This window comes from Sulfitobacter rhodophyticola, from assembly GCF_041281685.2.
Lineage (GTDB): Bacteria > Pseudomonadota > Alphaproteobacteria > Rhodobacterales > Rhodobacteraceae > Sulfitobacter.
On record NZ_CP166251.2, the window covers coordinates 702,234 to 722,754 of the forward strand.

Here is a 20,521-nt window from a genome sequence, read left to right on the forward strand (position 1 = left end):
ATCACGGTCGCATCCGGTCAGCATCCGGGATAATCGGGCAAGCCCACACCCCCATCTGTCGGCACGTCAGGACAGCCGAACTGCGCCCGTTCACAGGCACAGGCGTTTTCATCCAGGGGCGGTGTGCAGCCAGCGACAGTCAAGAAAACCATCAGCATGGAAAACGTGGTTCGGACCATGTCGTATCCTTAAAAGGGGGAGCCAGGCAAGCGGGTCATGCGGTTGGATGCGCTGGCACGCGTCAGGGAAAACGGCAATTCAGGTGTGGTGCACACATTTCTTGCACAAAGGCGCATAAAGTACCGCCTGTAGACGTTCTTCGGAAATCGGATCCCCGCATCCAAGGCAGATCCCGTATGTCCCGTCTTCCAGCCGTTTGAGGGCCTGCCGCAACAACCCCACTTCCTTTTCCGCCGCAGCCCCGAGGCTTTCGAGGACTTCGTCGTCTTCGATGTCGATGGCCTGTTCTTCAAGATCTGTTGGCTTGGGGATACCAAGCTCTTCATCGATATGCTTGACCCGGGCACCAAGCTCTTTCAAGCGCTGTATGATCAGGTTCGCGTAGAACTTATTGTCCATTTTGATTTTCCTTAGACACGTCTGCGCCTGAGGTTAGACCGAAGGGGGCTGCATGGGATTGATCCAGGTCAAAGGCGGCGGGCGCGTAGCGGGAGGTTGAAAACCTCGACCAGAAACGCTGTGAAAAGCCCGAAGGTCAGCAACCCGTGTGTCGCGGTCATCCCGGCCAGCAACCGCCAGCCGGGTTCCAGCACGACATCGCCATACCCGACGGTAGTGAACGACGCGATCGAGAAATAGAGCGCCGGTTCAAGCGTTTGGAACAAGCCCAGCGCCATGTAGACAGCCGCCCACCCCCAGACGGAGATGGTCAGCACACCCAAAATCCAAGAGGCCGCGATGCTGATGTCAAACAGGATCGGCGCACGGGCGTACCCAAGCGCACCGGTATCGTGCAGCCACGTCAGAAATCGTCCGGCAGCCCCAAACAGGGCGATTGCAACCGCAAGAGACACGATCATGACCGTGGTTCCAACGAAAAGTGCGAGCAACATCAGCGGTCCCTTTCGCGGGGTGTCAGGTGGAGTGTTGGTGGAGCCGGTCGGCTGAGGCCTGCCATTTCAGCACGGAGCGCGTCGCAAGCATGCCTGCAATCAGGGCCGCGACAAACAGGATCACTTGCGCGTTCATCGTGCCCAACGCGGGCAGCGCGCCACCGGGACAGAACCCGGCAAGGCCCCACCCCACACCAAATATCGCCGATCCGCCAATCAGTCGGCGATCAAAGGAACGATTGGTCGGCAAATCGAAGCTCGGTTCATAGACCGGCATCGCACGCCTGAAGACCCACCGATACCCGATCAGCGTCACGATCAGCGCACCTCCCATCACGAATGCAAGACTGGGATCCCAAGTCCCCGCGACATCGAAGAAATTGAGCACCTTTGCAGGATTTGCCATGCCAGATACTGCAATTCCGGTGCCAAAAACCATGCCGGTCAGAAGGGTCAAGATGTGTCGCATGTTTAGGCTCCCAAAAAATGACGGACAACATAGACGGTCAATCCGGTTGTCAGCATGAACGTCGCCGTGGCAACGAAGGATCGCGGGGACAGGCGCGCCATGCCGCATACGCCGTGGCCGGATGTGCAGCCACTTCCCAGGGTGACGCCGATCCCCACAATGAAACCACCAATAATCATCATGGTGGTGGATATCGGCACATCGATGGTCGGCAATCCGCCTGTGAAGGCGAAAAAGATCCAAGGCCCCGCGAGCATCCCGGCCAGCAGAAGCGCGCGCCATGTCCAGTCGTAGCGGCTTGCAGGTCTAAGCGCGCCTGCGAGAATGCCCGTAGCCCCCATGATCCGGCCCCGGAGGAGCATCAGCATGACGGCAGAGAGGCCAATCAAGACCCCACCTCCAAGTGATGCGACTGGTGTAAACGTCGTTTCCATATGTCAGAACCTGCAAGTTGAAATGCCGATAAGGCGGTAAAGCGGGCAAAACCTGAACAGGCTCGTCCCGAGCAAGATTATTCCGATGGCCATGCTGGCGAATGCAAATGTGCCATTGGACCAAATGGCAGGTTTGTTCAACAGCGGTGCAACCAAAAGAATGAGCCCGAGCATTGCTCGGACCACACGATCGAAGTTCCCCAGATTAGCTGTCATTTTCCTTACTCCTGTCAAGTTACGGTGACCAGTTGCCGTGCCCTGCTGCGGCTGTCGGTGAGTTTGTCACACAAGCAAACCCATCAGCGGGTTTGCGCAAGTTGCCTGACCCTTTCCGTGTCCAGCAGCCTGATTGTGCCGCGGCTCAGTTCCACCCATTCGCGCCGCTCAAATTCCTTCAACTGGCGCGAGACAACTTCCCTCGCGGTGCCAAGTTCAATTGCGATTTGTTGGTGCGTGAGGTGCAGCAGCGTTTGCCCCCCGGCAAGGTCGAGCAGCTTTTGCGCCAGCCGAATGTCCATACGCCTGAAAGCAATCTCTTCGATCACCATGAACAGGTCGGTGATCCGCTTGGAATACGCTGCAAAGACAAAGGCCCGAAATTCCTGCGACACGGATATCAGCCTGTCAAAGGCAGCGCGCGGGATCAGGATCGCCTGGATATCGGTTTCGGCAATGCCTTCGGCGGAGTAATCTTCAAACGCAAGCAGGCATGCCGTTGTCAGGACACAGCTTTCACCGGCATGGACCCGGTAAAGGGTGATCTCCCGCCCGGCTTCGGACAATTGCTGCACCCGCACCGTTCCCGACACCAGCAACATCAGGTTCTCCGCCGGGCTGCCGGGGCCGAAGATCACAGCGCCCTGCCGCAGTGTAACAACCTGCGCCGTCTCATCAAGCATGCGTGACGCGTCTTCAGCAATGGTGTCGAGGCCGGGAAAACTCAGGCGCCAATCAGAGTGTGTGAGCATCTTCGAATATTCCTTCTCTGCTGCCCGACTATCAACGCAACCCCGGATCAGGTTGACAAATGTCAAATGTCACAGGGTCTGGCAGTGCGACAAGGGATCGAACCGACGCAGAGGCATGGCCCATGAAAGGCAAGACCGCAGTTATCGTTTTTTCAATCACCGGGCACTCGCACCGCGCGGCATCTCAGCTGACGGAAATGCTGGATGCAACGTTGATCCCTTTGCATGCGCCGAAATACACGTCAGGCGCGTTCGGCTATGTCCGTGCGGCCATCGACAGCCTTTTGCAAAGATGCCCCTTAGGGCCGCAATCCTTTTCGTCCCTCGCAGAATTCGACCGTGTCATTCTGTGTGGCCCGGTCTGGACCTCCTACCCTGCCGCCCCGCTGCGGGCCGTTCTGCGTGGCAACTTCTGTCTTCCTGCATCGGTCAGTCTGTTCCTGACAACTGGCGGTCGTTCACCAGCCACGAAAGTCTTTGACGTCGCCGCCAGAGACCTTGACCGACCCCTAGTTGCTTGCGCATCGCTGCCCAACGATGTGCAGGGCACAGGATACAAAGCACAGATTTACGATCGGTTTGTGGCGGACCTCCGCACCGGGGAAAGCAGGATGAACAAATCTGCACCCGCGGCGTCCGACACCTTCAAAGCATCCTCAGGATAGGAGCAGCAGGATGCCAAAGACCATCTTTCGCACCGAAGGTGTCACCAAGGTCTACGACACCGGAGAAATAAAGGTCTACGCCCTCGACGGTGTGGATCTTGAGCTTTTGGAAGGGGAACTGACCGTGCTTCTGGGCCCTTCGGGAAGCGGCAAATCCACCTTGCTGAATATCCTCGGAGGGCTTGATCATGCAACGGACGGCCGGGTCTGGTTTGGCGATACCGAACTGACCAATCTGCCGGATCGGGGTCTGACCAAATACCGGCGGGATCACGTCGGATTTGTCTTTCAATTCTATAACCTCGTGCCGAGCCTGACCGCGCGCGAGAATGTCCAGCTTGTTACGGATGTGGCCCCGGACCCCATGCCCGCTGCAGAAGCGCTTGAGCTGGTAGGACTGGGCAAACGGATGGACCACTTCCCCTCCGAGATGTCAGGAGGAGAGCAGCAACGTGTCGCGATTGCACGTGCCATCGCCAAGAGGCCGCAGATCCTGCTTTGCGATGAGCCGACCGGCGCGCTTGACAGCACGACCGGCGTGCAGGTTCTCGAAGTGCTGCGCGATATCAACGAAAGGTTTGGGACAACCACCGTCGTCATCACGCACAATGCAGAAATTCAGCGGATGGCACACAGGGTGATCTTCTTTCAGGATGGCAAGATCAACAAGACAATCGTGAACGAAGACCGCATCGCCCCGTCCGAGATAGCGTGGTGACTGGCGATGCAGGCGATTGATCGGAAGCTTCTGCGTGATTTCAAACGGCTTTGGTTGCAGGCCCTGTCGATTGCGCTTGTTCTGGCTTGCGGTGTGGCGATCCTGCTTGCGTCGATTGGCATGTATCGGGCCCTGTCCGAAACGCGCGAGGCCTATTACGAACGAAACCGCTTTGCAGATGTCTTCGCCGACGCCAAGAGAGCCACGGTTGCCGTCTTGGACGATATCGCGGAAATAGAGGGGGTTCTGACCGTTGAAGAACGCATCACGGGCTATGCGATCCTTGATATTCCGGGCAAGTCGGAGACGGCCGTAGGCCGCATCCTGTCGTACCCGGAGACAGGCGGCGCGGTCCTTAACATTCCGCTTCTGATCACCGGTCGGTTTCCCGATCCGCTGCATCCGGACGAAATCGTCGTGAATGAGCCGTTCGCCGATGAAAACGGATTTCGGCTCGGCGACAGTTTCAGTGCCAATCTGCGGGGCAACAAGCGCACGCTGACGATCGTGGGAACAGTCCTTTCGCCCGAATTCGTCTACACAATTGGACCCGGTGCGCTGATGCCGGACAACGAGGCGTTTGGCATTATCTGGATGTCTGAACGTGCGGCAGCCGCGGCATTTGACATGACTGGCGCCTTCAACGACGTATCCGTGTCACTTGCAGCCAATGTGGCGACAGAGCCGGTGATCGACCGAATTGATGACCTGCTGGAAATATATGGTGGCTTGGGTGCCTATGACCGGACCAACCATCAATCTGACGCGTTCATGGACGCAGAGCTCAAACAGCTGAGGGGCATGGCCGCGATCCTGCCGCCGATCTTCTTCGGCATCTCCGGCTTTCTGGTCAGCATGGTCCTGAGCCGTATCGTCGCGCTGGAGCGAAGCGAGATCGGACTTCTCAAGGCGATCGGGTATTCAGACACGGAAATCTGCCTGCATTACCTGATGCTGGCGGGTCTGATTGCGCTGGTGGGGGTGGTGATTGGCTGGATTGCAGGTACCGCGCTGGCACGCAGTCTGGCCATCCAGTACGGCACATTCTTCAACTTCCCGTTCCTGATCTTCCGGGTTTCCTACTGGGTCTACGCGGCCGCAGGATTGGCAGGATTGCTGACCACCAGCCTTGGAGCCGCGCAAGCGGCGCTTAGGGCGGCGCGACTGGCACCTGCCATCGCGATGCAGCCCCCTGCCCCGCCGCGTTTCAAGCGATCATGGATTGATGCCGCAATGACAACCCTGCGCCTGTCCCAGCCGACGATCATGATCCTGCGCAGTATCCTGCGGTGGCCCGTGCGCAGCCTGTTGACCTCGTTCGGGCTGGCCTTGGCGGTCGCATCGGTCATTGCCTCCCTGTTCATCAATGACTCTCTCGATGAAATCGTCGACCTGACGTTCTATCAAACCAATCGCCAGGACGCGATGCTGCTGTTTGACGACGAAGTGCCTGAAATCGCTCTTGAACACGCGCGGGCCCTGCCCGGTGTCCTGCAGGCCGAAAGCCAGCAGTTCCATTCCGCGATATTCCGCAATGGGCATTTGTCCGAGCGTGTTGCGATTGACGCGCGGCGTCCTGACAGCGATCTGAGCCGCGTCGTGGATCGGGACGGCAATCCCTTTGCGGTGCCCGCGGGGGGCATTGTCATGTCAGACCGCCTGGCCGAAAAGCTTGACATCCGGCCGGGAGACCGGATCGAGGCCGAGTTTTTGAGCGGCAAACGCGAAACGCATGTGCTGACCGTCAATGGATTGATTGAACAACACCTTGGGCTTGGCACCTACATGGACTTTGAAACCATGAATGCGATGTTCCGGCAGGCCCCCCGCCTGTCGGCAATCAACGTCACGGTGGACGATGCGAAACTGGATGAACTGCACGCCGCGATAAAGGAAACCCCACGTGTGACGGGGCTGGTCGCCATGGACAAGAACCGCCGTTCTTTCGAGGATACCATCGAACAGAACATCGCCGTGATGAACACGATCTATATCGTCATCGCCGTTCTGATCACCGTTGGTGTCACCTATAATGCCGCGCGCATACAGCTTTCGGAGCGAGCACGCGAACTGGCAAGCCTGCGCATCCTCGGCTTCAACCGGGATGAGGTATCATACATCCTGGTGGGCGAGATGATGTTGATCGCAATCATTGCGCAGCCGTTCGGATGGTTGTTCGGCTCATGGATTGCGCGCGCGATGACGAACGCGTTCACAAACGACCTTTACACAATACCGCTGGTGCTGGAGCCGTCCATTTTCGCAGCCGCCAGCCTTGTAGTCCTGTGTTCAGCTTTCGCTTCTTTGATGGTGGTGCGTCGGCGTCTGAACCGTCTGGATTTGATTGCAGTGATGAAAACGAGGGAGTGAGAAGAAATGGCCTATTCCGCACGAACAGTGATCTTGACCGGGCTGGGCATTGCGACTGTCGCGGGTCTGGCGTTTGTCAGCTTTCGAACCGACCCGGTGCCAGTCGACCTGGCCGAGGTTGCACAGGGCGCGCTTGAGGTGACCATCAACGCAGAGGGGCAAACGCAGGTCAAAGACCTGTACGAGGTTTCCTCTCCGATCCTGGGAACGGCGCTGCGATCGCCCGTCGATGTGGGTGATCCAGTCGTTGCAGGGGAAACAGTGGTCGCGATTGTGCAGCCGGTTTCGTCGGGCCTGCTGGATGCGCGAACCCGGCTGCAAGGGGAAGCAGCCCTGCAAGAAGCGCTTGCCGCGCGGCACGTCACCCAGGCAGACCTCCAGCAGGCTGAGGAAACGTTAAGCTTTGCCCAGTCACAGTTTGATCGCACGCAGGCACTGGTGACACGTGGTGTGGTTTCAGTAACACGGCTTGAGGACGACAGTCGGCGCCTGTCTTTGGCCAAGGCAGCCCTTGAAGCAGCACAAGCACGGATCGAGATGGCCGAAGGCAGTATCGAACGCGCGCGTGCCAGCTTGCTCCAGTCGGTCGATACGGAGGTCGCAAACGGCAGTTGCTGCATTGAACTGACGGCCCCGGCGGATGGCGTGGTGTTGTCAATTACGGCCATCAGCGAACGCCCCGTTACTGTCGGCGCGCCGCTGGTCAGCATCGGTGACCCAAATGATCTTGAACTCGTCGCGGATATTCTGTCCAGCGATGCCGTGCGGCTTTTGCCGGGTGCCCTGGCCTATGTCGAGCGTTGGGGCGGCGCGGATGATCTTGTCGCGCGGCTTGACCGGATTGACCCGAAGGCCCGAACCAAAGTGTCGGCGTTGGGGATAGAGGAGCAGAGGGTCGATGCCTATTTCCAGCTTGAAACGCCGTCAGAACAGCGACCCGGACTTGGAGACGAATTCGCGGTTTTTCTACGGATCGTGGAGTGGCGCGCAGACAATGTCCTGCAGGTCCCGCTTAGCGCGATCTTTAGGAGCGGGGAAGACTGGGCTGTCTTCTCGGTCGATCAAGACAGGGCCGTCCTACGCCAGATCGAACTGGGTCGGCGCAATGACCGCATGACCGAAATACGCAGCGGTTTGGAGGCGGGTGAACGTGTTGTTATGCATCCCAATGACGCCATTGCTGACGGCACCGTGATTGTCGAACGAGGGCAGTTGTGACCGACGAACCTGAAACCAAGAGAACCATGGATCCCGCATGGCATACCCTTATCGGCAAGATGACCGGCGGCATCTCACCCGCCGCACTGGCGACGGCGTCTGTCGATTGGTGGCTGCATTTGCTGGCCTCACCGGACAAACAGAAAGAACTTGCAGAACTTGCAGCATCCTTGCCCAAGGACATCGACCTGCAGGACGACCCACGCTTTGCCGATGAGGCCTGGCAGACCTATCCGTTCAAGGCTTATGCCGAAAACTTCCTTGCAATGCAGAACTGGTGGGACCGGGCGACCTGTACGCTGGCGGGGGTGGATCCAAAACATGCCAACGTCGTCAATTTCGCAACCCGACAATGGCTCGATATCCTGTCACCTTCCAACTATGCGCCGCTTAACCCGCAAGTTGCTAAACGTACCCTGGACGAAGGCGGGCAAAACCTGCTGCGCGGCGCGCGCTACTGGTTTGAAGATTTCAACCGCATATTGTCCGATCATCCACGCCGCGCCAGCATTTACGAAGTAGGCAAAGACCTTGCCACCACGCCGGGCGACGTTGTCCTGCAAAATGATCTGATCGAACTGATACGCTACCGACCTACGACCGAGCAGGTTCACCCTGAACCTATCCTGATCGTACCCGCCTGGATCATGAAGTTCTACATTCTGGATCTGACTGAACAAAGATCACTCGTTGCCTATCTGCGCGATCAGGGCTTCGAGGTCTACGTGATTTCATGGAAGAACCCGGATGCGTCTGACGCATCGCTTGGTATGCAGGATTACATAGATCTTGGCATTCGGGCCGCTATCACATGCCTGAAGAAACAGGGTGCCGTACAGATACATGCCATGGGCTATTGCCTTGGCGGGACGTTACTGGCGATTGCTGCCGCCGCCATGGCACGCGATCACGATGACACCTTTCGAACGGTAAGCCTGCTGGCGTCCCAGGTCGACTTTTCAGAGCCCGGGGAACTGAGCCTGTTCATCAACGAAAGCCAGGTTGCTTTCCTGCAGGATATGATGGCCACCCAAGGCTATCTGAAAGCGGATCAGATGGCTGGCGCGTTTCAGCTTTTGCGGTCAAACGACCTGATCTGGAGCCGGGTCATCCGCCACTACCTGCTGGGCGAACGCACGCATGACAACCCGCTGATGGCGTGGAATGCCGATGCAACCCGGATGCCTGCGAAGATGCATACGGAATACCTCAGGAAGTTGTTTCTGAAAAACGCCCTCGCGAAGGGCCGGTTTGAGGTTGATGGCGCGTCGGTCGCCCTTACCGATATTCGCTGTCCGATCTACTGCGTCGGCACGGAGCGGGATCACGTCTCGCCCTGGCGATCGGTTTTCCGACTGCTGATGCTGACAGATACCGATGTGACCTTTGCCCTGACCAGTGGAGGACACAACGGGGGTATCCTGTCCGAACCCGGTCATGCCAGGCGTCACTTTCGCTCCGGGCACAAAAAGGAAGGCGACCACCACGTCACGGCGGATACATGGTTTGAGCGTCACGCGCCGCAGGACGGCTCATGGTGGCCGCATTGGGTGGCCTGGCTTGGGCAATTCAGCAGTGATCCAGTAGACGTCTCCGGATCAAGGGTGCAGTCTTTAAGGCCTGCACCCGGCAGATATGTCTTTGGCTGAACTCAAGACGCCTTGTTGCCGCCGCCCTGCTTGGCAAATGCCTTGTTGGTCATTTCAACCAGCTTGCCGGTTTCGGCGTGATACTGATCCATGGCCTTCTGGATGAACTGCGCCTGAATGTGCTGAAGCTCCGCCACGTTCTTGCAATGCAGTATCTCATGCTGGGTCTTTACGTCTTCCTTGATCCGCTCAGCGACAAAGCTGACCATCTCCGCGCCCATATCGCTCATGGCTTCCATCCACGCGGTGCCCATCCCCATCATGTTGCCAAGTCCGGCCTCTTGCAGCTGGGCCGCGGCCTTCTGAAAAGTGTCTGCGTCGGGCGCTGTGGTGCGATCTTGTTTCTCGGCCATTTCTGGTCCTCCGATGTGTGTGCGAATGGATCCCTGTTACCTCTATTTCTCCCTCCTTCCTTGACATTGCTCAATAGCAGGGCGGGTGCGGCAACGGATACTATCCTTGTCTTAACCCGTTGGGAGAGCTTGTTTGCCAACTGCACCTCAAGACCTTGGTCTCACTCAGGCGCAGGTGGAAACGGCGCGCGCGCAGGTGGGGTGGAATGAACTGCCCGCCGCCAGAACAACCGGACCACTGCGCGTGGCCTTTCGGCAGTTCTCCAGCTTCCTGATCCTCATTCTGGTGGTTGCTGCGGGGATCGCCATCGTGCTGGGCGAATACCGCGATGCGGCGACCATCGGTCTTGTCGTTCTGCTGAATGCCGTTCTGGGCTTTGTTCAGGAATGGAAGGCGGAGACAGCACTGGCGTCACTGCGGGGGATGCTTGCGCCCAAGGCCATGGTCTTCCGGGACGGACGCGAACAAATCATCCCGGCACGGGAGATCGTGCCCGATGACATCCTTGTCCTGTCACCGGGGATCAGGGTCGCTGCGGACGCTGTGGTGCTGCGCAATTCGGATCTGAGGGTGGATGAAAGCGTGCTGACCGGCGAATCCGTTCCGGTCTCCAAGGAGACTGGCGACGAAGACGCGATGGTCTTTACCGGCACCTCTGTGGTCGCCGGCCGTGCAGAAGCGCGCGTGACTGCGACCGGGCCGCGAACGGAGTTCGGCAAGATTGCCGATCTCACGGTCGCGATGGGACCGAAAAAGACAAACCTTCAGAACAAGCTGGGACACCTTGCACAGCAACTCGGACTGGCCGCGATCCTGGTGGCGGCGGGTGTGATGCTTCTTGGCATCGCACTTGGCCGCGACCTGGTTGAGATGGTGATGACGGGCTTGTCGCTGTCGGTGGCCATGGTGCCAGAGGGGCTGCCTGCCGTTGTTACCATCACGCTTGCACTGGGCGCGACTGCGATGGTCCGGCAGAACGCACTGGCCCGTCGGTTGCAGGCTGTGGAGACGCTTGGCGCGGCTTCCGTTATCTGCACCGACAAGACGGGTACACTGACTGAAAACAAGATGACGGCAACGCGCATCTGGACGCATGATGACACTTATAAGGTGACCGGGACGGGTTATGATCCTGCCGGGCACATCGAGGTGGATGGCAAAAGGGTACGCGCTGCAGACGACCCCCTTCTGGCATCGGTTCTCGAAACCGGGCTTTATTGCAGCCATGCAAGGCTGAACCATGAAGGTGATCACTGGCACCTTGTTGGCACGCCGACGGAGGGGGCGCTGGTCACACTTGCGTACAAGGGGTGGTGCACCCTGCCCAATGAACGCGGCTTGATCGAGGAAATACCTTTCAGCAGCAGCCGCAAGCGCATGAGCGTCCTTTACCAGTCGGATGGTGAAACCGCTGTTCTGTCCAAAGGCGCGCCTGGGCAAATTCTGGACATCTGTTCGGAAATCCAGACCCGTGATGGTGCAAAATGTATGCAACCGCAGGACCGTAAATCCGTGCTCGATGCCTACGCAGGCCTCGCTGAGCAAGGATTGCGCGTGATTGGCCTTGCCCGACACGCAACGGTCAATACCCGCATTAAGGAATGTGACCTCACCTTTCTGGGCCTTGTCGGATTGATCGATCCACCGCGAGAGGAGGTGAAAACCGCTATTGCGGCGGCGGGTACCGCGGGCATTCGGGTCATCATGATCACCGGTGACAGCCCGATCACCGCCAAGGCGATTGCCGATCAGTTGGCGCTGAAGGTCGACCTGCCGCTGACCGGATCGGAGCTTGATGCGTTAAGCGACGCCGATCTGACATCCGTGCTGGCGCAGAACGTTCTGTTCGCCCGGACCAAACCAGAGCAGAAGATGCGCATCGTGTCAGCTTTGCAGCAGCAGGATCAGATCGTTGCCATGACCGGTGATGGCGTGAACGATGCGCCTGCTCTCAAGAAGGCCGACATTGGCGTGGCCATGGGCATAAGGGGCACGGACGTGGCACAGGATGCCGCCGATCTGGTGCTGCTGGATGATAACTTTGCCACCATCCTGCGCGCCATCGGCGAAGGCCGCCGTCAGTTTGCAAATGTTCAGAAATTCGTCCGCTATCTGTTGTCTTCAAACGCCGGAGAGGTGTTCGCGCTGGTGATCAATATTGCAATCGGGGGCCCGCTGATTTTCCTTGCGACCCAAATCCTCTGGATGAACCTGGTTACCGACGGCGTGACGGCGGTCGCCCTTGGCATGGAGAAATCCGAACCCGACCAGATGTCATATCCGCCCCGGCGCAAGAATACGCCAATTGTGGGAGGTGCAGGTCTGTTGACGATTGTCATGCTCGGCCTCTACACCGGATTATCGAGCCTTTGGATTTTCCTGAACCTTCAAGGTCAGGGCGTAGAACTGGCACGTACGACAGCGTTTACCGCGATGGTCGTTTTTGAGAAGGTCAGCGTCTTTGCCTTCCGATCCCTGCACCTGCCGGGGTGGAAGATTGGTTGGTTCAGCAATCCGTTTCTGCTTGTTGCCTTGGGTGTGACCCTGGGGGCGCAGGTTCTGGCGGTCTACTGGCCACCTTTGCAGGCCATGTTGCACACGGTGCCTATGGGGTGGTCCGAATGGCAGGTGGTGGTGCTTTTCGCGCTGCCCATTCTGATCCTGCCCGAACTGGTCAAGACGTTCGCGCCGTTGTTTCAGCGGGCAGCATAATACGCTGCTAGACTGGCCAGGAACGTGATGAGCACGACTACCGAATCCAGACCGAACTGGCCGATCTTCGGTTTGCGGCGCACGATCAGGCCGATCAGGAAGATTGCCGTAACAGCAATGCCGAATGACAAGGACAAGCTTACCGTTTGGGAGGTCTGCTGCAAGATGGGTCCGCCACGGAACAGGATGTCAGCAGGAAACACCAGAACGAGCATGATCAGGTTGCTTCCAAAAATGTTGGATATCGCCATGGTGTAGGCCCCGATGCGCACGGCGGTGAAAGTGGCAGTCAGTTCGGGCAGCGACGTGGCACTGGCAAGCAAAGTCACCCCGATGAAACCCGTCCCCAACCCGGATTGATCGGCGATCCTTTCCGCGAACAAGACAAGGGGGACGCCAAAGGCAAGAATGGCCAGACAGGCGCCGAAAGTCTGCCAGATCACACCGGTATTGCTTGTCCGCGCCAAATCGGCAGGGGCCGGAAAAGGCAATGCATCCAGCGACGGCAGATCCACAGGCACCCAGTCGCTTTCAGTCTCGTACCACCGCAAGAGCCAGATCACACCGGCATAAAGTGCGGCGATCAGAACGCTGCCTAGGCCCACGTTCCAGATCACGAAGGTTTCTCCCAGACTGGTGATGATCAACGCCACCGACAGAAGAAACACCAGCAACACCGCCTCCAGCGCATGATTGGCCTTGCGCGGATAATTCGTCAGCGCGCCCTTGGCCCAATAGTCCGCCAACGCAAGGATCGCGGTTTGCAGGGCGATGCCCCCGAACAGGTTGTTCAGAACCAGTTCGCGCGCCTGTTGAACGGCGGCGGTCAACGTCGTGGCCACCTCGGGCAGCGATGTGGCAACCGAAAGCAACAGCAATCCCACGATGGACTTCGCAAGGTGATACCGGTCTGCAAGGGCGTCCGCGAGATAGGTAAGGCGTGCACCTGCAAACCACACTGCAGCCGCGCAAAGGAAGAAAGCGAAGATACTTTCGGGCAAGGAGGTATGAGGCAAACCCATACCCATCACCTAGGCATTATCAGCACAGCCGCTTTTGATTTGAATCAATGTGTCGCCCGCCACGTGGTATCATCCTGACACTATGAGCAATGATCACGGCCACGCCCCGTCCGAAATCGCCCTGCGTCTCTCATCGAAAAGTGAGAACGCATACCTCAAGGACATGATCTATGGCGGCATCGACGGCGCGGTGACCACCTTTGCCATTGTGGCGGGCGTCGAAGGGGCCGGCCTTTCCCATGGTGTCATCGTGGCACTTGGTCTGGCCAATATCCTTGCCGACGGATTTTCTATGGCAGCGAGCAACTATTCCGGGACCAAGGCCGAACTGGATGACCGTGACAGGATCATCCGCGTGGAAGAACGCCACATAAAGGAACACCGTGAAGGCGAACTGGAAGAGCTCCGGCAGATACTGGCGCTGCGCGGTTTGTCGGGTGAGGTCCTTGAACAGGCGACGGCCGCGATCTCGGCCAACAAGAAAAAGTGGATCGATCTGATGCTGACCGATGAATACGGACTGCCACGTGATCGCCCGGACCCGTTGCGTGCATCACTGGCAACATTCGTCGCTTTTCTGATGGCTGGTGCCGTGCCGTTGATCCCTTACGTTTTCGGGATGCCGAACGCCTTTCAGACGTCAGTGATAGCAACACTTCTGACGTTTTTCGGGATCGGCGCACTCAAAAGCAAGTGGTCTTTGGCGCGATGGTGGCGATCAGGGACTGAAACCCTGATAATCGGTGCGGTGGCCGCCTTGATCGCTTTCGGGGTTGGTGGTCTGTTCCACGCCTAAAACACACCGCAGCGCATCAGGGAATGGACAGGCATGCGCATTTCGCCAGATGATTGATCCGCTGCGTGGTGCTGCCCAGAACAAGCCCCGAAACACTGCTCAGACCGCGCCGCCCTGTCACGATCAGATCCGCCTCTATCTGATCTGCATGGGCCAGGATTTCCGTTGCCGCGTCGCCATAAGGCATCTGGGTTTCGACCTTCTTGCACCCGACGTCATCGGCGATCTTGAGGCCATCATCAATGATCTTCTGACCGGCTTCCTCGACCTCTGCGTAGGTGTCCCTATTGATCTCCGCTTCGTAATCGATGTCAGATTCAGATGTGAAATCAGCGGCTTCAGGATGCAGAACATGAACCAGCGTGACCGTGCCGTCGTAGAGCCTTGCAAGGTCAAAGGCGACATGAGCCGCCTTGCGTGCCTTCACGGAGCCATCAAGACCAACAATGATTTGCCTGAACATGAAACCTCACTTTCGAATAAGTCGTGTACCTGGCCAGAACCAAGGCATGCTGTGCCAGATGCAACTTTGCAGGAACAAGCGCTGGTGTATTGATGAATATCAATGAAATCTCAGCGAAAATCGGCTTACTTTGACAATAAGGAAAAGAAGGCCGTGAGGGCTGTATGGAACAGAATGTAGAGGACAGTGCGCTGTTTGCCGCGGTGCTGGACGCCGCGGTGGATGCGATCATCGTGTGCGATGAGGACGGCACAATTGTGCGGGCCAACCGCGCAGCCCATGACCTTTTTCGGTATGGCACTGACGCGCTTGTGGGCAAAAGCGTAAACATGCTGATGCCGCTCACCATGGCGCAACTGCACGACGATTTCATGCAAAACTACGATCCGACCAGCGAAAGCCGGGTGATCGGACAAGGGCGCGAAGTTGAAGGTTTGCGAAAGGATCAAAGCACCTTTCCGCTGAACCTTTCGGTCGGCGAAACGCGCATTGGCGGCAAACGGACCTTCATCGGCATTCTGCATGACCTGTCGCAATTCAAGGCCACGCAAGCCGCGCTTGAGCGATCACAGCGGCTGGATGCGATTGGCCAAATGACAGGCGGCATCGCGCATGATTTCAACAACCTTCTGACAGTTGTGATCGGTAACCTTGAACTGCTGGAAAAGCGCGGTGCGGATGCCCGGCAGGAAATGCTGATCAGGGATGCGCTTGAAGCCGCTGAACTGGGGTCCGACCTGACAAGGCGTCTTCTGGTCTTTGCGCGCAAGGGCAACCTGAAGCCAGTCAAGTCCGATCTGAAGGCGCTTTGCAAGGATACATTGGCGATCCTCGAGCGTACGATCGGATCAAGCTACCACATCACGACTGATTTCGCGCCTGACCTGCACGAAGTCATGATCGACCCCGTTCAGCTTCAGTCTGCCTTGATGAATCTGGCATTGAACGCACGCGATGCGATGGGACCAAGCGGTGAGCTGCTTTTCTCGCTGGCCAACGTGTCCATCGACGACACCTACATGGCGCAGGAAACGGACATCACAGAAGGTGAATATGTACGGATGTCGGTCAGCGACAACGGCGCCGGGATGAGCATCGAAGCCCAGCAGCGGGCGTTTGAACCGTTTTTCTCAACCAAATCGGAAACCAGCGGTACAGGCCTTGGGCTGGCGATGGTCTATGGCTTTGTGCGCCAGTCAGGTGGGCACGTCACACTTTACAGCGAACTGGGGCTGGGATCGAGCTTTGCACTCTATTTCCCTGCGATTCAGAACCACGGGAACGGCTCCGAGATATCAAAGGGCGATAAGGATTCTGTTCCTGTATCCGGAAGAGGTCAGATCGTGATGATTGTCGAAGACAACCCCAAGGTCCGGAAACTCTCCATCGAACGGATCCGCGATCTGGGCTTCCAGACAGAAGAAGCGACAAGCGGCGATGACGCCTATCAGATGCTCAAGAACGGGTCCAAGGCAGATATCGTGTTCTCCGACCTTGTCATGCCTGGTTCAATGAACGGCTACGACCTGGCTGCCCGCGTGGAAGTCGAATTCCCGCAGATCAAGGTGCTTCTTACGTCCGGTTATGCAAGTGACGTGGTCACGGGCACGATGGCCCATGATCGCGCCTATGACATCCTGCACAAGCCGTACAGACAGTCGGATCTAGGGCGCAGGCTTCACGCGCTTTTGGAAGACACATCGGTTGATTGAACGACATCCACGTCACAGGCAAACGTGTACCCAACCCCGCGGACCGTTTTGATCAGTTTGGGGTCTGAAGGGTTGCGTTCGATCTTCTTGCGCAGACGGGCAACCTGATTATCAATCGTCCGGTCAAGCGGGCTCCAAGACGGGCCACCGACAAGGTCCATCAATTGATCCCGTGACAGCACCTTCTTGGGTCGCTGAAGAAACACCGACATCAGCTTGAAATCGCCGCTCGTCAGGCCGCAATCCGCACCGTCACGGTCCAGAAGCTCAAACCGGTCAGGTACAGCGGTCATCCCGTCAAAAGTCAGCCTGTTGCTTGACGGGCTGTCCAAGGGGATTTGGGGCATCGCATCGCCTTTTGCGACCTCACGCGTATCCTGTGACCTGCGCAAAACGCTTTTTATACGCGCAACGACTTCTTTTATGTGGAAGGGCTTGGTGATGTAGTCGTCCGCGCCCAATTCCAATCCGACGACACGGTCGATCACGTCATCCTTGCCAGTTATCATCACAATCGGGAGCTGCGATTTCTGTCGGATCTTGCGCGCAAGGTCGAGGCCGTTCTCAGTGCCCAAGTACAAATCCAGTGTCACAAGGCTGATGGTGCCGCTGTCGATTTTGCGCAATGCCTCGTCTGCGGTTGAGGCTTCCTCGACACAAAACCCTTCGTCTTCCATCACATTACGCAAAAGGGTTCTGATCTTTGGATCATCCTCAACAACAAGAAGTGTTTGTGTCGGCATCCTCATCCCTCAAACATCTACAAGGCATTGACATAATGAATGATCTTCCTTGGCCCAAGAGGGGCGACGCACTCTGTTACAAAACGTTACACTTTAATGCAGTTGAAGCGTAACGTAAATTACAAACACCGTTCAAGTTGCCCCTGAACCAACCGGGGGGCCCAGTTATGTACGTCACCATTCCGTCAGATCACACCATGGCTGAAAGCACTGCAATTCTTGCCGCCACAACGCCAAGCGCGCCCCAGGCGCAACTGAAACGAGGCGCCTATCTGTTTTTCGAAGGTGACGACGTGGAGTGGCTGTACCAAGTCAAATCCGGCGTTTTGCGGCTGACGCGGCTGCTGGAAGATGGACGTCGACAGGTCATCGCATTCGGTTATCCCGGCGATGTGGTCGGGTTTCCTTCGGACGGCAAACACCACACCGACTGCGATGTGCTGGTCTCGGCGCGCCTGCAACCCTTTCGCCGCGCCATGCTCGAAAGTGGCGAAGGCGACCCTGTGTTGCACGCCGCGCTGTTGCAGGCGGCCCTGCGGGAGATCAGCGCGATGCAGGATCATTTCATGATGCTGGGCCGTAAGTCAGCGGTCGAAAAGGTCGCATCCTTCCTGAGCGTTCTTGATGAACGTGTCGGTCAGGATCAGGGGCAATACCGCCAAGTCACGCTGCCCATGTGCCGGGGTGACATTGCCGACTTCCTCGGCCTGACCACGGAAACGGTAAGCCGCACGTTAACCCAGCTCCGCAAGAGCAAGATCATCGCGATCGAGAACATCCAGACAGTGGTCATCCTGCGGCCAACCGCGCTTTTGGGGTTGTCGATGGGTGACCGCGGCTGACTCTACGGCTCCGGCCAGAGGTCGCGGATGGGGGTGGAAAGCGTTGCGCGGATGTCGTTGACTTCCCCGCGCATGATGCGCGCATTCAGCAACTCGAAGACACATTTCAGATCCATATCGCCGCGATACTCCGGGTCGTCACCAAACTGTTCCTCAATGGATTTGATGAATCCGCTGGCCGTTCTTTCCTTGACGGGCGTGCGCTTGGGAACCCAGCCTTCGAACATCACACCACGTATGAAGATCGGCAGTTGCGCTGACAGATGGGCCAGTTCATCCGGCATCAGATGGTCGCGCAAGTGTTGCAGCACCACCCGCATCAGTCGAAGCGTGCTGCGTTTGGACGACCACCCCAGACGCCCGGCCAATTCGTTGATCCATTCATGTGTAAGCTGAACGGATTGATCAATCACCTGCAATCCTTGTGCCGACATGTGCTGCCCTCCCCGGAGTTTTCTGTTTCAGTCATCGATTGGTTTCATGTCGACATCCAGGGCGACGCCCGGATTTCCGATCATGTACGAGAATATGCCGTGCGTGATGGCCCCAAGTCCCAACAGAACTAGCGTATAGTTGGCAACCCACCCCACGAATGGAATGTAATTCAGCAGGGCAATCACCGTGATCGCAGCTGCAAACACCAGCAGGCGCATGCCGTTTCCGGCGTCATCGGGATCCCCTCCCAGACCACTCCAGACGCGCATTGCGACACTATAGGCACCCAAGGCATAACCGAGGATCCAGAAAACAACGATAGCCAGCAGGATGATCGGCACAAATGGCAAGCCGATGATTGTCAGCGCTGAAATCGGGGCCATGCCAAACAGCATGGACAACCCGATGACCCCCAACAGCACAGATTTGCCCGGCGCATTCGCAATGCTCTGCCGCATATTCTCCACCCGTCGGGGCATGAAGCCCAGCATCAGCGCACCAAGCGCCACAAAGAACAGAAGCGAGACGACAAAGCTGAACAGGACCGATGCGGCTTTCGGGAAGAACGGCATCTCACGGCTCATCTCCTCCCACTCCTTCCAGGCATCCGACACTTCCACCTTTTCAAACACCACACGTTCCGCGGGGGCGACGCGTTCCGGAACGGTAACCTTGTCCGAAGTGCCATAGGTGAATGTACCCGCAATTACTGCGTCCGGACCAAAGGTTATCGACTGCGCAAAAATCTTCGCATCGCCTTCGACCGGCGCGTTCAGGATGACGTCCTGTCCCGTGGCGGTCAAAGCGCCGCTGATCGGCCCTTCGATTGTCAGTGTCTTGCCGAAAAGACGCGCATTTCCTGCCGTGCTTGCGCTGGATTCGGTGCGTACAGAAAACCCGCCAGCCGTCAGGTCCTGGGCGGTCGCGCCACGCACGGTGACGTTGAATCCCAGGGCATACAGATCTTCGGCGGTATTTGTGCCAACCGTGACGTCAAAGCCAGAGGCATGAAAATCACCCTGCACTTCGCCGCTTGTGGTGATGGTACGTGCCGCGACGAATGCATCCCCACCCATGCTCTTGTTTTCATTGACAACATCGCCTGCGATAAAGGTATCACCACCATTCTGGGTGGTTACTGTCTCGGACCATGCGGCAGTGGTGGCGCACACCATGGCTGCCACAGCGAGACCTGTGCGGAATGAAGACATGGGTCAGTTCCTTTCGATAAATCGATTGCCCGTGTCCTACGCCAAAATCGCACGGCAGGATTGATCCTGATCAATCAATGGATCAGCGGGGCTGATAGAAAAAGCCGACACGAAACACAGGTGTCAGACACGGAGAAAAGGAGAGACATATGCCACGATCAAACTTGCCCGGTCTGCAATCTGACGCAGACGGCACATCATTCTTCCCTTCCTTCCAACGCGAGATGAACCGGTTGTTCGATCAGTTCCGCAGCGGCTTTCCCATGCCGGAGATTGCGGAGGCCACGACTTTCGGCGCGCCCTTGTTTCCAGCGATGGACATTGTCGAAACGGAAGGTGCCCTGAAAATCAGCGCTGAGGTACCCGGCGTGAAGGAAGACGACCTTGATGTATCGATTGCGGGCGATCTTCTGGTGATCAAGGGAGAAAAGAGCGCGGAACATGAAGAGACCGAGGACAATTTCCACACCATAGAACGCCGCTACGGCAGCTTCCGTCGGCAGATCAAACTGGGCTTTTCACCGGACGAAGAGGGGGTGAATGTCCGCTTCAAGGATGGTGTGCTGAAGCTCGATATTGCCAAACCCGCGGCTGCCAAGGCCGAGGTGCGCAAGATCAAGATCAGCAACGGCTGATCAAGGGGCTGGGCGTGTCGGCGCCCAGACCA

General features: G+C 57.6%; 23 protein-coding genes. 10 read left to right on the forward strand and 13 right to left on the reverse strand.

The features are described 5' to 3' along the window. Positions 1 to 17: 17 nt before the first annotated feature. The 7 genes from AB4X18_RS04460 to AB4X18_RS04490 all read right to left on the reverse strand — a co-directional run bounded on the left by AB4X18_RS04460 (position 18) and on the right by AB4X18_RS04490 (position 2,944). The gene (locus tag AB4X18_RS04460) at positions 18 to 179 is read right to left on the reverse strand and encodes a hypothetical protein (RefSeq protein ID WP_370402475.1); all 162 of its coding nucleotides are present in this window, start codon (positions 177 to 179) and stop codon (positions 18 to 20) included. Between the two features lie 79 nt (positions 180 to 258). Further along, the gene (locus AB4X18_RS04465) at positions 259 to 579 is read right to left on the reverse strand and encodes a TraR/DksA family transcriptional regulator (protein WP_370402476.1); all 321 of its coding nucleotides are present in this window, start codon (positions 577 to 579) and stop codon (positions 259 to 261) included. Positions 580 to 647: 68 nt separating this feature from the next. Continuing rightward, positions 648 to 1,073 (reverse strand): ion channel, encoded by a 426-nt coding sequence (locus AB4X18_RS04470; protein WP_370402477.1) that lies wholly within the window; start codon positions 1,071 to 1,073, stop codon positions 648 to 650. Positions 1,074 to 1,095: 22 nt separating this feature from the next. Beyond that, positions 1,096 to 1,542 (reverse strand): DUF6691 family protein, encoded by a 447-nt coding sequence (locus AB4X18_RS04475; protein ID WP_370402478.1) that lies wholly within the window; start codon positions 1,540 to 1,542, stop codon positions 1,096 to 1,098. 2 nt (positions 1,543 to 1,544) lie between these two features. Beyond that, positions 1,545 to 1,976, reverse strand: coding sequence for a YeeE/YedE family protein (locus tag AB4X18_RS04480; protein WP_370402479.1), 432 nt, complete (start codon positions 1,974 to 1,976; stop codon positions 1,545 to 1,547). A 3-nt stretch (positions 1,977 to 1,979) separates the two neighbouring features. After that, positions 1,980 to 2,192, reverse strand: coding sequence for a YgaP family membrane protein (locus AB4X18_RS04485; protein WP_370402480.1), 213 nt, complete (start codon positions 2,190 to 2,192; stop codon positions 1,980 to 1,982). 83 nt (positions 2,193 to 2,275) lie between these two features. Continuing rightward, positions 2,276 to 2,944: a Crp/Fnr family transcriptional regulator gene (locus AB4X18_RS04490; RefSeq protein WP_370402481.1), complete on the reverse strand. Its 669-nt coding sequence runs from the start codon at positions 2,942 to 2,944 to the stop codon at positions 2,276 to 2,278. 122 nt (positions 2,945 to 3,066) lie between these two features. Here AB4X18_RS04490 and AB4X18_RS04495 point away from each other — a divergent pair, with 122 nt between their 5' ends. The 5 genes from AB4X18_RS04495 to AB4X18_RS04515 are packed head-to-tail and all read left to right on the forward strand — an operon-like array spanning position 3,067 to position 9,564. Continuing rightward, positions 3,067 to 3,609 (forward strand): hypothetical protein, encoded by a 543-nt coding sequence (locus tag AB4X18_RS04495; RefSeq protein WP_370402482.1) that lies wholly within the window; start codon positions 3,067 to 3,069, stop codon positions 3,607 to 3,609. Positions 3,610 to 3,619: 10 nt separating this feature from the next. After that, a complete protein-coding gene (locus tag AB4X18_RS04500) occupies positions 3,620 to 4,327 on the forward strand; it encodes an ABC transporter ATP-binding protein (protein ID WP_370402483.1) in 708 nt (235 codons plus the stop codon). A gap of 6 nt (positions 4,328 to 4,333) precedes the next feature. After that, positions 4,334 to 6,697 carry an ABC transporter permease gene (locus AB4X18_RS04505; protein WP_370402484.1) on the forward strand — a complete coding sequence of 788 codons (2,364 nt, stop codon included), beginning with the start codon at positions 4,334 to 4,336 and terminating at the stop codon, positions 6,695 to 6,697. A 6-nt stretch (positions 6,698 to 6,703) separates the two neighbouring features. Then, positions 6,704 to 7,915, forward strand: a complete 1,212-nt coding sequence (locus AB4X18_RS04510) for an efflux RND transporter periplasmic adaptor subunit (protein ID WP_432817125.1) — start codon at positions 6,704 to 6,706, stop codon at positions 7,913 to 7,915. Continuing rightward, positions 7,912 to 9,564: a PHA/PHB synthase family protein gene (locus AB4X18_RS04515; protein ID WP_432817126.1), complete on the forward strand. Its 1,653-nt coding sequence runs from the start codon at positions 7,912 to 7,914 to the stop codon at positions 9,562 to 9,564. The genes AB4X18_RS04510 and AB4X18_RS04515 overlap by 4 nt, the downstream gene beginning before the upstream one ends. Before the next feature lie 2 nt (positions 9,565 to 9,566). Here AB4X18_RS04515 and AB4X18_RS04520 read toward each other — a convergent pair whose 3' ends face one another. Then, positions 9,567 to 9,917: a phasin family protein gene (locus AB4X18_RS04520; RefSeq protein WP_370402487.1), complete on the reverse strand. Its 351-nt coding sequence runs from the start codon at positions 9,915 to 9,917 to the stop codon at positions 9,567 to 9,569. Positions 9,918 to 10,050: 133 nt separating this feature from the next. On the opposite strand from AB4X18_RS04520, the gene AB4X18_RS04525 reads away from it, so the two are divergent. Then, complete coding sequence (locus AB4X18_RS04525; RefSeq protein WP_432817127.1) at positions 10,051 to 12,630, forward strand: cation-translocating P-type ATPase; 2,580 nt, start codon at positions 10,051 to 10,053, stop codon at positions 12,628 to 12,630. Here the strand turns inward: AB4X18_RS04525 and AB4X18_RS04530 are convergent. Continuing rightward, the gene (locus AB4X18_RS04530) at positions 12,615 to 13,652 is read right to left on the reverse strand and encodes a sodium:calcium antiporter (RefSeq protein WP_432817128.1); all 1,038 of its coding nucleotides are present in this window, start codon (positions 13,650 to 13,652) and stop codon (positions 12,615 to 12,617) included. The genes AB4X18_RS04525 and AB4X18_RS04530 overlap by 16 nt on opposite strands. An 82-nt stretch (positions 13,653 to 13,734) precedes the next feature. Here AB4X18_RS04530 and AB4X18_RS04535 point away from each other — a divergent pair, with 82 nt between their 5' ends. Beyond that, positions 13,735 to 14,448 carry a VIT1/CCC1 transporter family protein gene (locus AB4X18_RS04535; protein ID WP_370402490.1) on the forward strand — a complete coding sequence of 238 codons (714 nt, stop codon included), beginning with the start codon at positions 13,735 to 13,737 and terminating at the stop codon, positions 14,446 to 14,448. Positions 14,449 to 14,464: 16 nt separating this feature from the next. On the opposite strand, the gene AB4X18_RS04540 is transcribed toward AB4X18_RS04535, so the two are convergent. After that, positions 14,465 to 14,911 carry a universal stress protein gene (locus AB4X18_RS04540; protein WP_370402491.1) on the reverse strand — a complete coding sequence of 149 codons (447 nt, stop codon included), beginning with the start codon at positions 14,909 to 14,911 and terminating at the stop codon, positions 14,465 to 14,467. Between the two features lie 164 nt (positions 14,912 to 15,075). Between AB4X18_RS04540 and AB4X18_RS04545 the strand changes: the two genes are divergently transcribed. Further along, the gene (locus AB4X18_RS04545; protein WP_370402492.1) at positions 15,076 to 16,623 is read left to right on the forward strand and encodes a PAS domain S-box protein; all 1,548 of its coding nucleotides are present in this window, start codon (positions 15,076 to 15,078) and stop codon (positions 16,621 to 16,623) included. Here AB4X18_RS04545 and AB4X18_RS04550 read toward each other — a convergent pair. After that, entirely contained in the window at positions 16,590 to 17,366 is a 777-nt protein-coding gene (locus tag AB4X18_RS04550; RefSeq protein WP_370402493.1) for a response regulator, read from the reverse strand. The genes AB4X18_RS04545 and AB4X18_RS04550 overlap by 34 nt on opposite strands. Positions 17,367 to 17,533: 167 nt before the next feature. On the opposite strand from AB4X18_RS04550, the gene AB4X18_RS04555 reads away from it, so the two are divergent. Beyond that, complete coding sequence (locus AB4X18_RS04555) at positions 17,534 to 18,208, forward strand: helix-turn-helix domain-containing protein (RefSeq protein ID WP_370402494.1); 675 nt, start codon at positions 17,534 to 17,536, stop codon at positions 18,206 to 18,208. A 2-nt stretch (positions 18,209 to 18,210) separates the two neighbouring features. Here the strand turns inward: AB4X18_RS04555 and AB4X18_RS04560 are convergent, their stop codons facing one another. Together AB4X18_RS04560 and AB4X18_RS04565 are read right to left on the reverse strand one after the other, a co-directional pair. Then, entirely contained in the window at positions 18,211 to 18,642 is a 432-nt protein-coding gene (locus tag AB4X18_RS04560; RefSeq protein WP_370402495.1) for a DUF2267 domain-containing protein, read from the reverse strand. A 27-nt stretch (positions 18,643 to 18,669) separates the two neighbouring features. After that, entirely contained in the window at positions 18,670 to 19,854 is a 1,185-nt protein-coding gene (locus AB4X18_RS04565) for a hypothetical protein (protein WP_370402496.1), read from the reverse strand. A 149-nt stretch (positions 19,855 to 20,003) separates the two neighbouring features. On the opposite strand from AB4X18_RS04565, the gene AB4X18_RS04570 reads away from it, so the two are divergent. Beyond that, on the forward strand, positions 20,004 to 20,489 hold the full coding sequence (locus AB4X18_RS04570) for an Hsp20/alpha crystallin family protein (RefSeq protein WP_370402497.1): 486 nt from the start codon (positions 20,004 to 20,006) through the stop codon (positions 20,487 to 20,489). Positions 20,490 to 20,521 lie beyond the last annotated feature (32 nt).